We start from the raw sequence: 14,991 nt of genomic DNA, 5'->3' as shown, positions 1-14,991 counted from the left end.
CAATCCGCGCCCCCGCGTAGGGAGCGACCGCTGCCGCCGGGCGTGCCGCCGCCAGAGGGCGAGGTTTCAATCCGCGCCCCCGCGTAGGGAGCGACTCCCTCATTGTTATCCAATTGCGATAGCACGCGAAAGCGAACGTTGATCGCGTATCCCATTCCGGTCCGGGCAGATCGACCCGCAATCTTTCTTCCGCCGGAACAGAAGATCAACGATGTCAGAGAATTGACGCCTGCGCGAACGGGACGGGTTTTGCCGGCACGCTTGCGGTTCGCACCGCACAGGCGGCGCCGCTGCACGCGGCTGCGAATAAGCCCGCTCGGCTAGACGATCAGGGGCCCATCGAGGTCGGGGGTCGGCTTCGCCCCCACATGCTCGACACGTCGGCGCCAATGGGCTCCGAGATAGTAAAAGCGCAGGCTGTCGCGTTCGGGCTCGATGAGTTTCTCAAGGCGCGCCTTCAGCAACGTCCACTGCGCCGGGTCGACCTGGATCTCGAAGACGGAATATTGGACCCGCTGGCCGAAATCCCGACAAGCGCGTGCCACGCGCCGGAGCCGCCCTGCCCCGCCCGCTTCGGAGGTGTTTACGTCATAGGTCACCAGCACCATCATCGACCTGCCTCATTTCCATAGCCACGGCGGATAGGCGTCAAGGTCACCGCGCAGGTGCCGGGCCAGAAGCTGGGCCTGCAGATAGGGCACCAGGCCGAGCGGTGCCATCTCCTCCAGAAAAGGATGGCGCCGCTCCTCCTTCTTGCGCTCCTGCCAGGCAGTGAGGACGGTTCTGCGCCCCTCTTCCGTCAGCCAAACTCCTCCGCCGTCGCGTATCTCGAAATCCCGCGCGCGCAGCTGGCGACGGTTGACGAGCGACAACGCCAGACGATCGGCCAAGACCGGACGCAATTCCTCCATGAGGTCCAGGGCGAGGCTCGGTCGTCCGGGGCGGTCGCGGTGCAGAAAACCCACGGCCGGATCGAGGCCCACCGATTCCGCAGCGCTGCGGCAGTCGTGGGTCAGCAAGGTGTAGAGAAAGGACAGCAGGGCATTGACGGGGTCGAGCGGCGGCCGGCGCGAACGGCCATGAAAGCGCATCTGCGCGTCCGGCGAGCGGATGAGGACATCGAAGACACCGAAGTAAAGGCTCGCGGCTTCCCCCTCCGCCCCGCGCAGCGTCTCGACATCGCATTCCGACTGGCTCATCCTGCGCAGGATGGACGCAAGGCGATCCGTCGCCGCGGCCATGCGCTGCTTTTGCTCGGGCGCAAGTTCCTCGCCATAGTCACGCACGGCCCGCATCAGGACGGATCTCTGGTTCGCAGTCTTGCCGAGCACCAGGCTGCGAACGATGTCGAGCGGCGTATCGCAGACGCGATACTGCGCCCGCCGCAGCAGCACATTGCCGGCGACAGGCCCTTCGACGCAGGCCTGGAAACGCCCGCTACGATTCCGCTGCCGCGCAAGCTCCGATCAGCGCCGGCGAGATGTAGACGGCGCCGAAGGTCACAACCGAAGCCAGCATATGCAGTGGCACGCGTGCACGCTCGGTGCCCTCGATCTCCGCCACGAGATTCTCGCCGTCCTTCCTAAGGCTCGCGCCCTCCGTCGTGACGTAGAACGTGTTCAGGAGCTTCTTCAACCGGCACCCCCTTGTCCGTCGAGAAGCGACGCCACCATGCCTTCTCGCCAAGCGCGAGCCGAGCGGCTGCCGGCCTTGGGCCGGCACAGTTCGATGAGCGAGCAGGCGCGACAACGTTCCGCCCGCCAGACCGCTTTCGGTGTCGCAAGGCTGCGGAAGATCCGGCGCAGGTCGGCGATCGTCTCCTCGGTCAGGCGGCGCAGGTCAGCGTCGAAGGGCACCGCGATGCGCCGCTTCGTCTCTCCGTAGAAGAGGGCCCCTTCGGGCACCGGCCGTCCGGTCATCTCCTCGAGGCACAGGCCCTGCGCGCAGAGCTGCACCTCGTCGGCGCGATGCAACTTCGGCCTGCCGCGCTTGAACTCGACCGGATAAGGAATCTCCCCGTCGGGGCCGCGATGGAACTCGACGAGATCAGCAACTCCCGCGATGCCGAGCCGGCGCGAGGCGATGGCGAGCGCCGTCTCGCGACGCACACCCCGCGCCCTGCGGCTGTCCGGTCGGCCAGAAGCGACGTGCATTACATGCCCCTCCGCCGTAAAGCGGTTCTCTGCCCACAGACGTTCGAGATGGATGAGCGCTGCCTGCCGCAGGCAATAGACGGCATGCTGGAGCGCCGAGAGCGGAATGGGCTCGGCGTCCCGTTCGTCGGGCTGCAGCAGGCCGTCATCAGCCATGAGGCATCACAGCCATTCGATGACCTCGACGCCCTCCGGCAGGTTGGCGCGGTTGATTGTCACGACATAGTCCGAAAAGGCCCGAGCCGGCGGATAGTTGTCGATCTGCCGGTCGATTTTGCGGAGCTCGCCGGCGATGTTGCGGCCAATCTCGACGCGATCGAACAAGGCATGGGCCGGCGCATTGCCAAGGGCACTGGCGTGCTTGAAGGCGATGACCTTGCGCGACGCCATCTCCCCGCGAGCGGCCGAGCGGTCATGCTCGAACATCGAGACGAGGGCCTCGCGCAGGAGGTCGAGATCGGCTTCGCCGAAGCCGGTGCGCTCGGCGAGCTTGGCGGAAATGAAGCCATGGGCGCGATAGAGGCCGTAGGGCACGATATGCTTGCGGCCCATCGTGCGGTTGTCGGTGCGCCCGTTGTCCTCTTCGCTGCCTTCCGCCCGCTGCTTCTTCTCTGCCTCGTTGGTCGCGGCCATGCGCGTGATGGAGATTTCCTGCGGCACGATGGGTTCGATGGATTGGGCGAAGGTCATCTGCACGGGGCCACGCACCTGGCCGCAGTTGATGCCCGTGGACATGACGGCGCCGAAGGTGCGCACGTCGAAGAAGTTCCGGCACATGAAATCGCGCAGCCGCTGCGCTTCCTCGTCATTCTTCGGGTTGAGCTTGCCCTCCTTCTTCGCCTTCTCGTCGTCCGGGCGCAGCGCCACATAGGCCTTGCGATGCTGCTCATTGAGGATGGCGCCTTCCTGCACATAGATATGGCAACCGGGCGCGCCATCACGTGCGAGCTCGACATAGTTGCGGATCTTGCGCTTCAGGCTCACGTCCGAGACGAGCCCATGGTTCGTCTCGGGATCGAGGCGCGGCAGGTTGCCGGCGTCGGGATCACCGTTGGGATTGCCCTTGGAGACATCGAACAGGAGAACGAAATCGTAGCGATTGGCGAGCGCGGTCATTGGGCGGCCTCCTCGGTGACGGTATCGGTCTTGCGGAAGAATTCGTTGCGCTGGTGGTAGTAGCCGAGGCCGAACAGGGCCTGCTCGGCGGCCGAAAGCGACGGCGGGAACGGGTCATTGGATGGATCCATCACCTCGAGGATGTCGCCAATGATGCGCTCCAGATAGATGCGCTGGCCCGGCCGCTGCTTGCCGAGCTTGGACAGATGATTGGCCGATCCCTTTTCCAAGAGCGCAAAGACCTTCCGCGGCTGTGCGGAGGCCGCGCCGTAAAACTTGTCCTTGATCGTGGCGTTGACGTTGCGGCCGAGTGCGGCCATCTGCGCATGCTCGTAGGCGGCGAAGAGCCGCCCGAGCAGATAGCCCTTGTTCCTGTTGTGCGGGTCGAGCGCCACGGGTGCCTCCTTCGTCTTGTCCGATGCCCCGGTCCGTGCGGGATCCATGTCGAAATTGCGCACGAGGAGCGCGCGCAGCATGCCGGCCCTCAGCGCATTGATCTCCCCGTCCGCGCGGATGCGCATCAGCACGGTCGCGAGCAGCGTCAGCGGATAGGGCGTGCCGGTGAGGATGGCGCGCATCCACTCGCCGGCAAGATTGGGCGGCACGTTCTCGCGCTTGCCGAGCACCGCCGTCTCGGCGAGATAGCGCCAGAGCGGGGGATAGCCGTCGCGCGGCGGCGGCTCGATCGCCATGTCCGAGACGAAGCGCGCGTAATTGCCGGCGAGCCGGCCGAAATCGTCCTCCAGCCAGAAGCGGATGGACAGGCGCGCCGCATTGGGGGCAAGACCGAGCACATAGAAGCGAACGCCTTCGGCGAGCTTGGGCTCGATATCCTTCAACGGGATGCCACGGCGCATGCGCCCGAGAGCATCGCCGACCTTTCCGGCCTCGATCCCCTCGTCCGGCTGCGATGCGAACCAGGCGCTGAAGAAGCTTTCGGCCGCCTCCGCCACCTGCGCATCCGAAGCATCCGCCCAGAAGACCGTGGAGGCATCGCCGATCTGGATGCGATGCCTGTCGTCGGCGAGGAAGGCGTTGAGCGCCGTCGCATATTTGAAGGCAGCTGCCTCGGACACGGCGCGTTCTCCCCCTGCTCGTGGCCGTAGGAGGTGAAGGCATCGAGGTTGAAGGAAACGATGGAGGCGCCGGACGATTGCGCGCCCCACACCCCCTTGATCGCCGGGTGCAGCCGCGCAATCGGGCCCATCGTGCCCGTGACGAGGCACACCGCCTCGGTGTCGCCGTTTCGCGCACCGACGTCCACCCACAGCGCCCGGGCGGCGGGCCGGTCGTGCAGGTAGATATTCTGCAGCCGCTCACTCTCGAGCGCGAAGATGACATTCTGATCCTTCATCTCCTCCGGCCACAGCGGCTGAGTGAACCGCTCAGGCGACCACTGGTCGAGAAAGCGGAGAAGAGCCAGGAGACCGGGATCGGCGGTGCCGGCCAGGGCGCCGCGATGCATCTCGCAAAAAGCCCTGTGCTCGTCCGCCGTCCGCTTGCCTTCGCCAGCCGTGACGCCGAGCAGGTAGGAGGTCTTGTCCCACAGGAAATTCGGCGCGATGGCGACGGTGCGCTTCACCGGTTGCGGCACCTGCATCAGCCGCGGCACCTTCTTCTTCCCCGTCCCGTCGCGCAGATCGCTGACGGAAGCGACGCTGCCGTCCTCGTTCAGCGAGATGACGAAGCCGATCTTCTCGGTCGAGAAACCGAAGGGCGGCACGTTCGGAAGCCGGTCGTAGGCTTTGGCGAGGGATGCCAGAATGCTCATGGGGACCTTCGCAATCCTTGCGCCCACGCCCTGTCACGGGCGGCGGGCCACGAAAGGTTCAGCGCAGAATGTCCGGCGAGCCGGGACGGGGCACGCGCATCACGCCGTTGTCGAGCCGGGCGCGGAAGAACAGCGACGGCCGCCCCGCCGCCTGATGGTCGATGTCCCACAGCATCAGGCCGAGATCGCGCGGCCGGCCGAAACCCAGGTCGTCTGTCCGGTGTTCCGGCTCGGGCGCCGGCATCGGCGCATCCGGCGCGATGAGGGAGAAGGCGGCGGCGAACTCGCGCGTGCCGAGGCAAGGCTGGTGGAAGCACTGGCCACGCTCGGCCCGGCGGTTGAAGATGTCGAGATGCTTGCCCTCGCTCTCGTCGCCGTCGGCCTTGTCCGTCAGCACGAAATGAGCCTCGATGACATAGGCGACGTCGACGAGGACGGTGGCGGCACGCTGCTGGCGGCTGTCCTCCACCTTGAGGGCAAGGCCCGCCAGGCTGCCCCGGTTCATGGCCGCCCTCACCGTGCCGGCAGGGATCTTGCTGCCCACCTCGTTGCGACGGATGGACCGGAACCGGACCGGCTTCAGCACATGGATCGCGTCGATGACCCAGCGGATCGCCGGCTTCCAGTGGATCGATTCCAGAATGCCGCGCGCCGCCGACGGGGTCATCACGTCATAGGAAACGCGCTCAACCTTGGTCTCCGGCCTAGTGAAACAGGCGTAATTGCCCGAGACGTGCAGACGAATTCCATAAGCCACGATTGCCCCCCAACCCACTATAGACTTACGTGAACTGAACACCCCCGCAGATTACGCATGGACGGACGAATTTTGACTCAGTACTGACTTCCTTTAAAACTTTTTTATTTTATCATATATCTCTATTCAGGCATTTCATTCCAATAAATACCTTGAATCGCCCCATATCAATAGAACCGCGAAACGATGAAGAAAGAAAGCGCTTGCTGCACAAAGTAAACCGCGCCGTGGCGGCCCATGCAAGCATTTCCGATATCCTAGCGGCGTCGGCTCGGGTTCCCTGATGGGCGTTTGTCCGATGCTGAAGGGATTGGCAGCTCTCTCTAACCGGAATGCGGACTGTCGCACATGGAGCGCACCTGTCCTCATACCATCCACTGCTCCGGCCGGAGATAGTCCGCATCGTCCCACAAAAGGCCGACATCGGGCCGATACAGGCTGTCCGCTACCAGCACGGCGAATTGGTCGGCGCGAAGCTTCTCGGCGTGGAAGGCAACGTGACCGGCTGCCATCAGCGCGATCCGCGCCTGAGGCGGCACCTGCACGACATAGGGCTGCACCTGTCGCGCCAATGTCCCGGACGGAATGGTCTCGACGCCGAGCCTGTCCACGATCTCCCGCGCCTCCGGCGTATTCGCCACAATCACCGGCTCCATGCCGCTTTCGATCATGCGGAATTTCTCGGCCACCGTGCGATAGGCAAAGTCCGTCTCGATGCCGCCACGGCCCGGGCCCATGCGGAAGCGCGACAGGATCTTCTCCTTGTCGAGCCCCTCCGGGCCGACGCGCCAGTAGACCTCGCCGAAGAAATCCTCCATGGCCTGTGGCGACAGGAGATCCTCGTGCTTGTCCGCCATGCGCCCGAGATCGCCGCTCAGACTCTTGATCTCGGACGGCGGAGGATGGTCGGGCGCGGTGAAGATCGTGACGATGCTCTCCTCCAGAGGCCGCCGCCCTTCCCGGTTGCAGCGGCCGGCCGCCTGCGCCACCTGATCCAGCCCTGCCTCGGCCCGCCAGACCTTCGGGAAATCGAGGTCGACACCCGCTTCCACCAACGAGGTGGCGATGACACGGCAAGGACGCCCCTCCATCAGCATCCGCCGGATTTCAGCGAGAATGGCGCGCCTGTCGACGGCGTGCTGCCGGGTCGAAAGATGCACAGCTCCGTCGAGCCCCGCGGCCTGCGCAGACCGATAGAGTGCAAGGGCATGCTTGCGACTATTGACGACGACGAGGCCCTGGCTCTGGTCCATGAGGGCGGCGACGAGCGCCGCATCGTCCATCTCGCCGGCGAAGCGAAGCGTCACGCGCCGAAGCTTGCGGGCCAGGTCCTGCGGCTCGGGCGCCAGTTCCCGGCCGGCGAGCGGCAGGCCGACGGGATGGCCGGCCGGGAACCTGTCGGCATCGAGCGCCGGCTGCGTCGCCGTGCACAGCACGATGCTGCAGCGGTAATTGGCGGCGAGCTCCCGAAGCGCGGCCACGGCCGGCGCCAGCAACGGGCGCGGCAAGGTCTGCGCCTCGTCGAGGATGATGATGCTGCCGGCGACGTTGTGCAGCTTGCGGCAGCGCGACGGCCGGGCGGCAAACAGGCTCTCGAACAGCTGCACATTCGTGGTGACGACGACGGGTGCGGCCCAGTCCTCCATCGCCAGCTTCAGCTTGTCCCGGCTCGCGGCATCACTGTCCGCCATGCGCGCCTCTTCGCGCCGCAGCCGACCGGAGTCGATGGCCGAATGATGCTCGAGCACCACCGCCGCGCCCAGGATATCCCGGAAAATTTCCGCCGTCTGGTCGATGATGGAGGTGAAGGGAATGGCGTAGATGATGCGGCGATGCCCGTGGATCCGGGCGTGATCGAGCGCGAAGCCGAGCGAAGCGAGTGTCTTGCCGCCCCCGGTCGGCACGGTGAGCGTGAACAGGCCGGGCGCCTCGCCGGCACGGCTGCGCACGTGGTCGAGCACCGCGCTGCGGACGCTGTTCACTTCCGAATTGCTGTTGCGCAGGTCCCCCATCCGTCGCTCGTAGGCGGCCAGCAGGCCCGGAAGGACCGTCTGCAACGCTGGCCATTCACGCTCGAGTTGTCGCCCCTCGACGCGACCGTAGAAGGCCTCGGTGTCCTTGAAGTCGGCATCGACGAGACAGGAGAAGAGCATGCGGCCGAGAAAGGCGAACTGGAAGGCGAGCCGCGCTCGGGAAGCCTCCACTTCGCGATGTGTCGCCTCGCGCGCCGGTGGCGGCTCCCAAGAGAAGGCCGGCAGGAGGCCGCTCGCGTCGGGCGCCAGTTCCTCGCGCCAGACAGGGTCGAGCCTGGCGTGCGAAAAACCCGTCAGCCGGTCACTCAAGGCAGCGAGACTTTCCCCCCGCTTGTCGGGCAGGCCGGCATGATGACCGGCGATGGCGTATGAGATGATCTCCGCCATGAGACGGTCGTTGCCCGTGGCGAGTTCCAGGACGAGGGCAGCCCCCGCCGTCGAGTGGTCCACCCTCGTCTTGCCGCCCTCGAGCCGGGCCGCAAAGTCCGGCGAATACTTGCCGACATCATGCAGGAGCGCGGCGAGCCCTGCCGCCTTGCCTGCTCCGAAGGCTGCACCATGGGCCGCTGCACGGGCCGCCGTTTCCTCCAGATGCTGGCGCAGCGGCTGCCAATTGCGGCGAAACTCGTCCTCCGTCGAATGCGCATAGTACATCTGTCACCTCCCCGTGCCCGGCTCCAGTTTGCACAGATTTGGATGACGGTGATATCGATGCCCTCGACGCGCTCGCGCCTCGCCGGGAGGGGCCCAAGAGTGCAAACAGATGATGCGGCGCGGAGTGGCAAGCGTTCTTGCGCACTGCAGCAAGCCCGTCCTGAAGCGGATGGGGTCGAAAACGGCCACACGGCTGCGGCAAGCGCTGAAGTGGCGCGCCCAAGGGGACTCGAACCCCTGTTTTCGCCGTGAAAGGGCGACGTCCTAGACCGCTAGACGATGGGCGCGCGGCCTCGCGAGGCGAGGTAGCGGCGCGACATATAGAGCGGTTCGCCGGCCGCGGCAAGCACAACCGCCGGGGAAGAACGGTGGATCAGTTCCCATCCACAGCCTTGCCGGGCGTGGCGGGCGCCACGTCCGTGACCCGCAGGTCGACGCGCTCCGCCCCGCCCCAGCGGTCGATGGCGAGGCTGCCGGCAGCGTGGATACGCTCGCCGCGCGCCGCAAGGAGCGCGCGGCCGAGCGGCTGGTCCGCGGCGCGGAAGGCGATGCCGCCGACCTGGCTGCCGTCGCCGGCACGCAGCTTGAGGCGCACATGGCCGTTACCGACGACGGCCGCCTCGGTAAGGATGTGATGCGGAAAGGCGAAGACGGGCTCCGGGTGGCCGGAGCCGAAGGGACCTGCCCCATTGAGCCGTGCCATCAGCTCCACCGTGGCGGAGGCGGCGGTCATCGCCCCGTCGACCAGGAGAGCCGTGTCCGCTCCCGCCGCCACGACGCTGTCGCGCAGCAGGGCGTCGATGGCCTCGGTGAAGGCCGGCAGGCTGTCATTATTAAGCGTCACGCCGGCCGCCATGGCATGGCCGCCGCCCTTCGCCACCTGCCCCGCCTCGACCAGCCGGCGCACCGCAGCGCCGAGATCGACCCCGGGAATCGAGCGGCCGGAGCCGGTGAGGCCCCCGTCGCCGTTGGCGGCAAAGGCGAAGGCGGGCTTCTGAAAACGCTCCTTCACCCGCGCGGCGACGAGGCCGGCGACGCCGGGGTGCCAGTCCGGTGCGTGCACCACAAGCACCGCCCGGTCGGGATCGGCCGTGAGCGCCATGTCAGCCTGCGCCATCGCCTCTTCGACGGCGATGAGCTCGATGGCCTGGCGTTCCTTGTTGAGCCGGTCGAGTTCCGCCGCGGTCTCCCGCGCCACGGCATCGTCGAGCGTCAGGAGAAGCCGGGCGCCGAGCGCGGCATCGCCGATCCGTCCGCCGGCATTGATGCGCGGCCCGAGCAGGAAACCGAGATGCCAGGACTCGGGCGGCCCGGACAAAGCGGCCGTATCCATCAGCGCCGTCAGCCCCGCACGGCCGCGCCGGCGCATGACGGCGAGCCCCTGGCGCACGAAGGCACGGTTGAGCCCCTTGAGCGGCACGACGTCGGCCACGGTCGCCAGCGCTACGAGGTCGAGTTCGGCGAGAAGATCGGGCTGGGGCCGGTCGGCCCGCCAGAATCCGGCCTCCCTCAGCGCGCGATTGAGCGCGACGAGCACGAGGAAGACCACCCCCGCCGCAGCGAGATGGCCAAGGCCGGAGAGATCGTCCTGCCGGTTCGGGTTGACGAGGGCCTCGACGCGCGGCAGATCCGTCGGCGCCTGGTGGTGGTCGATGACGACGACATCCATGCCGAGTTCGCGCGCATGGGCGAAGACCGCATGGCTCGCGGTGCCGCAGTCGACGGTGACGAGAAGGCGCGCTCCTGCCTGCCGCAGCGCCGTGACGGCCGCCGTGTTGGGCCCGTAGCCTTCCGTCAGCCGGTCAGGGATGTGAATGACGTAGGGAACGCCGCAGCGGCCGAGAAAGCCGCCGATGAGGGCGGCCGAACAGGCGCCGTCGACGTCGTAGTCGCCGAAGATCGCCACCTGCTCGCCCCTCTGCGCCGCGGCGGCGAGCCGCGTAACGGCGGCCTCCATGTCGCGCAGCACGGCAGGGTCCGGCAGCAGGTCGCGCAGGCGCGGCTCGAGGAAGGGAACGGCATCGCCAGCGGCGACGCCACGCGCGGCGAGCACGCGCGCCACCATGTCCGGCAGGCCATGCTGCTGCACCATGGCGAGGGCCTGCAGCGCCTGCACCTCGTCGCAGCGGTCGCGCCACATGCGGCCGAGCGCCGAGCGGGAGACGCCGAGAAAGGGGCGCGGCGCGTGGGACGCCGCCGCGGGACTGTCTACGGAATCGACGGGAGCCCGCGCGAGGGATGATTCGCTCATGGCCCGATTATTCACGGTGCAAACGGGCGGGCCAACCGCTTCAGGACAGCGCCTTGCGGTACTGGATGAAGCCCGCATCCTCCGCCACGCGGTCGTACAGCGCCCGGCCGGCTGCATTATCCTTGTGCGTCAGCCAGTAGACGCGCTCCGCCCCGGCGGCGCGCGCCGCGTCATAGACCGCCTCGATGAGCCGCCGCGCCAGGCCTCGCCCCCGATGAGTCTCGGCCGTGAAGAGGTCGTTGAGGTAGCAGCGCGGGGCGAGGCTCCACGTCGTGGCGTGGAAGACGTAGTGCGCGATGGCCGCCAGTTCTCCGTCGACGAAGGCGCCGAGGCCATGGATCGGCGCGGCGGGATCGAGCATGCGCGCAAAGGTGCCGTCCGTCACCGCCGGCGGCAGGCAGATGCGGTAGAAGGCCTGATACCCCTGCCACAGCGGTTCCCACGCCGCCCGGTCCACGGCCGCGAACGGCCGCACGACAATGCCAACGTCGGACATCAGGCCTCCTCCACCGGATGACGGCCATCCGGACCGCTCCGCCGAAACTCAATCCAGATGGAACTTGGCGAGCTCCCGGTGCTCGGCCTTGATGCGGCGCACGGTGCCGGTGGCGGAGCGGTAGACCACCGTCTCCGTCTCGATCACGTCCTTGCGGAAGCGCACGCCCGAGAGAAGGGCCCCGTTGGTGACGCCTGTGGCGGCGACGATGACGTCGCCCGAAGCGAGATCGAGCAACTGGTATTTCTTGTTCGGGTCGGTGACGCCCATCTTGGCCGCTCGGTCGAGCTTCTCCGCCGTGTCGAGGATGAGGCGGGCCTGCATCTGGCCGCCGACGCAGCGCAGCGCCCCGGCCGCGAGCACGCCCTCCGGGGCGGCGCCGATGCCGAGATACATGTCGATGCCGGTCTCTTCCGGGTTCGCCGTGAAGATGACGCCGGCGACGTCGCCATCGGTGATAAGGCGGATGCCGGCGCCCGTCTTGCGCACCGCGGCGATCATGTCGGCGTGGCGCGGCCGGTCGAGCATCAGCACGTTGATCTCGTTGGGCTTGACGCCCTTGGCCCTGGCGAGCGCATTGATGTTGTCCGCCGGCGAGGCGTCGAGGTCGATCACCCCGTCCGGATAACCTGGACCAACGGCAATCTTCTGCATGTAGACGTCGGGCGCGCCGAGCAGCGTACCCGCCTCGGCCATGGCCATGACAGTGATGGCGCCGGGCATGTCCTTGGCGCAGAGCGTCGTGCCCTCGAGTGGATCGACCGCGATGTCGACCTTCGGCCCCTTGGTGTTGCCGACCTTCTCGCCGATGAACAGCATCGGCGCCTCGTCGCGCTCGCCCTCGCCGATGACGACAGTGCCGTCGATCGGCAGGCGGTTGAGCTCCCGGCGCATGGCATCGACCGCAGCCTGGTCGGCCGCCTTTTCGTTGCCGCGCCCACGCAGCCGCGCCGCCGCTACGGCGGCGCGCTCGGTCACGCGCACGAGCTCCAGCGTGAGGATGCGTTCGATCAGCTGGTTCGGCTTGACGGTAATCTCGCTCATCGCGGTCGGATCTCCCTAAAGGCCGCTCAGATCAGCGGGCCGGAACGGCCGTCTGGATAGGTCAGCGTACGTGCATGGTCTCGGATGCGGCACGATCGGCCGCGACCTACTCCCGTTCAATACGGATCACTTGTGGCGCCTCGGCGACATGCCCGTCTCCGATCACCTTGTCCACCGCCCTGCGGATGGCGGCTTCCGTCGTCGCATAGGTGATGAGCACCACCGGCACCGGCGCGCCGGAGCGCCCGGAGGGATCCCGCTGGGCGGCATCCTCCGACCGGTGCTGGACGATGCTCTCCAGCGAAATGTCCGCCTCCGCCATGCGGGTGACGATGGAGGCCGCGGCGCCCGGCCTGTCATAGGCGGTGAGGCGCACGTAATAGCCGCCGGTATGCATGCGCATCGCCGCGCGCTCGGGCTTGCGCAGCGCGCCGACGGGCACGCCGAAGGCCGGCACTGCACCGCCCGCGGCAAGGTCGCAGATGTCGGCGACGACGGCCGAGGCGGTCGCGTCGCCCCCCGCCCCTGGGCCGACGAGCGTGACCTCGCGCACCGCATCGGCGTCGATGGTCACGGCGTTGGTGACACCCATCACCTGTGCGATGGCGGAGGATTTCGGCACCATCGTCGGATGGACCCGCTGCTCGATGCCGGTCTTCGTCCGCTCGGCGACGCCGAGCAGCTTGATGCGATAGCCGAGCTCGTCGGCCATGCGGATGTCGATGGGGCTGATCGAGGAGATGCCCTCGACATAGATCGCCTCGGCGTCGATCTCGGTGCCGAAGGCGAGGCTCGTGAGGATCGCAAGCTTGTGTGCCGTGTCGAAGCCGCCGACGTCGAAGGTCGGATCGGCCTCGGCATAGCCCAGCCTCTGCGCGTCCTTGAGGCAGTCGTCGAAGGACAGGCCCTCCGCCTCCATGCGCGACAGGATGTAGTTGCAGGTGCCGTTGAGGATGCCGTAGACGCGGCTGACACTGTTGCCGCCGAGTGCCTCGCGCAGCGTCTTGATGACGGGAATGCCCCCGGCGACGGAGGCTTCGAAGGCGAGCGACACGCCCTTCTTCTCGGCGAGGGCGGCGAGCGTCACGCCGTGCCGCGCTAGCAGCGCCTTGTTGGCGGTGACGACGTGCTTGCCGGTTTCCAGCGCCGCGGTGACGGCCTCGAGGGCCGGGCCGTCCTCCCCGCCAATGAGTTCGACGAAACAGTCGATGTCGCCGCTGCGGGCGAGCGCGACCGGATCGTCGAACCAGGTCAGGGCCGCGAGATCGAAGCCGCGTTCACGCGCGCGGTCGCGCGCAGTCACGGCGGTCACCCTCACCCGGCGTCCGAGACGGGCGGTGAGCTGCTCGTCCTGACGGACAAGCATGCGCACGGCGGAAGCGCCGACCGTGCCGAGGCCGGCGATGCCGACCCTGAAATCATGCGACATGGTGAACCAGACTCGCGGGAACGAAAGGCAACGAGAGCCGGCGCGGCCGGCGCCTCAGCGCCGGGCCGCGAGCGGGACCACGTTGTGCAACGTTTTGTCCGCCGTTTCAAGGAAGCGGCGGATATTGCGGGCGGCCTGGCGGATGCGCTGCTCGTTCTCCACAATGGCGATCCGCACATAATCGTCGCCATGCTCGCCGAAGCCGATGCCCGGCGCGACGGCGACATCCGCCTTCTCGACGAGCAGCTTCGAGAATTCGAGGCTGCCGAGGCCGCGGAAAGGCTCCGGAATCGGCACCCAGGCAAACATCGAGGCGCTCGGCGTCGGGATCGGCCAGCCCGCCCGGCCGAAGGAATCGACCAGCGCGTCGCGGCGCCGGCGATAGATGTCGCGCATCTCGACGATGCAGTCGTCCGGCCCGTTGAGGGCGGCCGTGGCTGCCACCTGCACGGGCGTATAGGCGCCGTAGTCGAGATAGGACTTCACGCGGGCGAGCGCCGCCAGCAGCCGCTCGTTGCCCACGGCAAAGCCCATGCGCCAGCCGGCCATGGAATAGGTCTTCGACATCGAGGTGAACTCGACCGTGACGTCCACGGCGCCCGGCACCTGCAGCACCGACGGCGGCGGCTCCCCGTCGAAATAGACCTCGGCATAGGCAAGGTCGGACAGGACGATGAGCTCGTGCTTCTTCGCGAAGGCCACGAGGTCCTTGTAGAAGTCGAGCGAAGCCACATAGGCCGTGGGGTTCGACGGATAGCAGACGACGACGGCGATGGGCTTGGGAATCGAATGCACCACCGCCCGCTCGAGCGCGGGGAAGAAGGCCGGCGTCGGCTCGGCCGGCACGGAGCGGATGGCGCCGCCGGCCATCAGGAAGCCGAAGGCGTGGATCGGATAGCTCGGATTGGGGACGAGCACGACATCGCCAGGCCCGGTGATGGCCTGCGCCATGTTGGCGAAACCCTCCTTGGAGCCGAGCGTGGCAACGACCTGGGTGTCGGGATCGAGCTTCACGCCGAAGCGGCGCTCGTAATAGCCCGCCTGGGCCCGGCGCAGGCCGCCGATCCCCTTGGAGGCGGAATAGCGGTCGGTACGCGGTTTGCCCGCGGTCTCCACCAGCTTCTCGATGACATGGCGCGGCGCCGGCAGGTCGGGATTGCCCATGCCGAGGTCGATGATGTCGGCCCCGTTGGCTCGGGCTGCGGCCTTGATCCGGTTCACCTGCTCGAAGACATAGGGCGGCAGACGCTTGATGCGGTGAAAATCGGTCATGGCTACTCAAGTCCC

The 14,991-nt window shown here is 67.3% G+C and carries 12 protein-coding genes, 1 tRNA gene and 1 pseudogene; all 14 read right to left on the bottom strand.

The window, feature by feature from the left end:
• Positions 1 to 320 precede the first annotated feature (320 nt).
• The 14 genes and pseudogenes from cas2 to ASC46_RS03800 all read right to left on the bottom strand — a co-directional run bounded on the left by cas2 (position 321) and on the right by ASC46_RS03800 (position 14,976).
• Positions 321 to 611 (bottom strand): CRISPR-associated endonuclease Cas2, encoded by a 291-nt coding sequence (gene cas2, locus ASC46_RS03860; RefSeq protein ID WP_055458001.1) that lies wholly within the window; start codon positions 609 to 611, stop codon positions 321 to 323.
• A gap of 9 nt (positions 612 to 620) precedes the next feature.
• Positions 621 to 1,394 (bottom strand): CRISPR-associated endonuclease Cas1, encoded by a 774-nt coding sequence (gene cas1, locus ASC46_RS03855; protein ID WP_276200400.1) that lies wholly within the window; start codon positions 1,392 to 1,394, stop codon positions 621 to 623.
• 43 nt (positions 1,395 to 1,437) lie between these two features.
• The gene (locus ASC46_RS21835; protein ID WP_276200399.1) at positions 1,438 to 1,635 is read right to left on the bottom strand and encodes a CRISPR-associated endonuclease Cas1; all 198 of its coding nucleotides are present in this window, start codon (positions 1,633 to 1,635) and stop codon (positions 1,438 to 1,440) included.
• Entirely contained in the window at positions 1,632 to 2,309 is a 678-nt protein-coding gene (gene cas4, locus ASC46_RS03850; RefSeq protein WP_055458000.1) for a CRISPR-associated protein Cas4, read from the bottom strand. Before cas4 ends, ASC46_RS21835 begins: the two co-directional genes overlap by 4 nt.
• 6 nt (positions 2,310 to 2,315) lie before the next feature.
• Positions 2,316 to 3,269 (bottom strand): type I-C CRISPR-associated protein Cas7/Csd2, encoded by a 954-nt coding sequence (gene cas7c, locus ASC46_RS03845; RefSeq protein WP_055457999.1) that lies wholly within the window; start codon positions 3,267 to 3,269, stop codon positions 2,316 to 2,318.
• A pseudogene (cas8c, locus tag ASC46_RS03840) lies at positions 3,266 to 5,040 on the bottom strand (type I-C CRISPR-associated protein Cas8c/Csd1). The gene cas7c and the pseudogene cas8c overlap by 4 nt, the downstream one beginning before the upstream one ends.
• A gap of 58 nt (positions 5,041 to 5,098) precedes the next feature.
• On the bottom strand, positions 5,099 to 5,797 hold the full coding sequence (cas5c, locus tag ASC46_RS03835; protein ID WP_055457998.1) for a type I-C CRISPR-associated protein Cas5c: 699 nt from the start codon (positions 5,795 to 5,797) through the stop codon (positions 5,099 to 5,101).
• A gap of 365 nt (positions 5,798 to 6,162) precedes the next feature.
• Positions 6,163 to 8,484, bottom strand: coding sequence for a CRISPR-associated endonuclease Cas3'' (locus ASC46_RS03830; RefSeq protein WP_055457997.1), 2,322 nt, complete (start codon positions 8,482 to 8,484; stop codon positions 6,163 to 6,165).
• 211 nt (positions 8,485 to 8,695) lie between these two features.
• Positions 8,696 to 8,771 (bottom strand) — tRNA-Glu (locus tag ASC46_RS03825).
• A gap of 86 nt (positions 8,772 to 8,857) precedes the next feature.
• Positions 8,858 to 10,735 carry a single-stranded-DNA-specific exonuclease RecJ gene (gene recJ / locus ASC46_RS03820; protein ID WP_055457996.1) on the bottom strand — a complete coding sequence of 626 codons (1,878 nt, stop codon included), beginning with the start codon at positions 10,733 to 10,735 and terminating at the stop codon, positions 8,858 to 8,860.
• A gap of 40 nt (positions 10,736 to 10,775) precedes the next feature.
• Positions 10,776 to 11,231 (bottom strand): GNAT family N-acetyltransferase, encoded by a 456-nt coding sequence (locus tag ASC46_RS03815; protein ID WP_055457995.1) that lies wholly within the window; start codon positions 11,229 to 11,231, stop codon positions 10,776 to 10,778.
• Between the two features lie 48 nt (positions 11,232 to 11,279).
• Positions 11,280 to 12,275: a class II fructose-bisphosphatase gene (gene glpX, locus ASC46_RS03810; protein WP_055457994.1), complete on the bottom strand. Its 996-nt coding sequence runs from the start codon at positions 12,273 to 12,275 to the stop codon at positions 11,280 to 11,282.
• A gap of 106 nt (positions 12,276 to 12,381) precedes the next feature.
• Positions 12,382 to 13,704, bottom strand: a complete 1,323-nt coding sequence (locus tag ASC46_RS03805) for a homoserine dehydrogenase (protein WP_055457993.1) — start codon at positions 13,702 to 13,704, stop codon at positions 12,382 to 12,384.
• Positions 13,705 to 13,758: 54 nt separating this feature from the next.
• Positions 13,759 to 14,976, bottom strand: coding sequence for an LL-diaminopimelate aminotransferase (locus ASC46_RS03800; protein ID WP_055457992.1), 1,218 nt, complete (start codon positions 14,974 to 14,976; stop codon positions 13,759 to 13,761).
• Positions 14,977 to 14,991: the final 15 nt, after the last annotated feature.

It is taken from the genome of Chelatococcus sambhunathii, from assembly GCF_001418005.1.
Lineage (GTDB): Bacteria > Pseudomonadota > Alphaproteobacteria > Rhizobiales > Beijerinckiaceae > Chelatococcus_A > Chelatococcus_A sambhunathii.
Note: the sequence above shows the minus strand (reverse complement) of the source record. Positions and strands in the feature narration are given on the sequence as shown.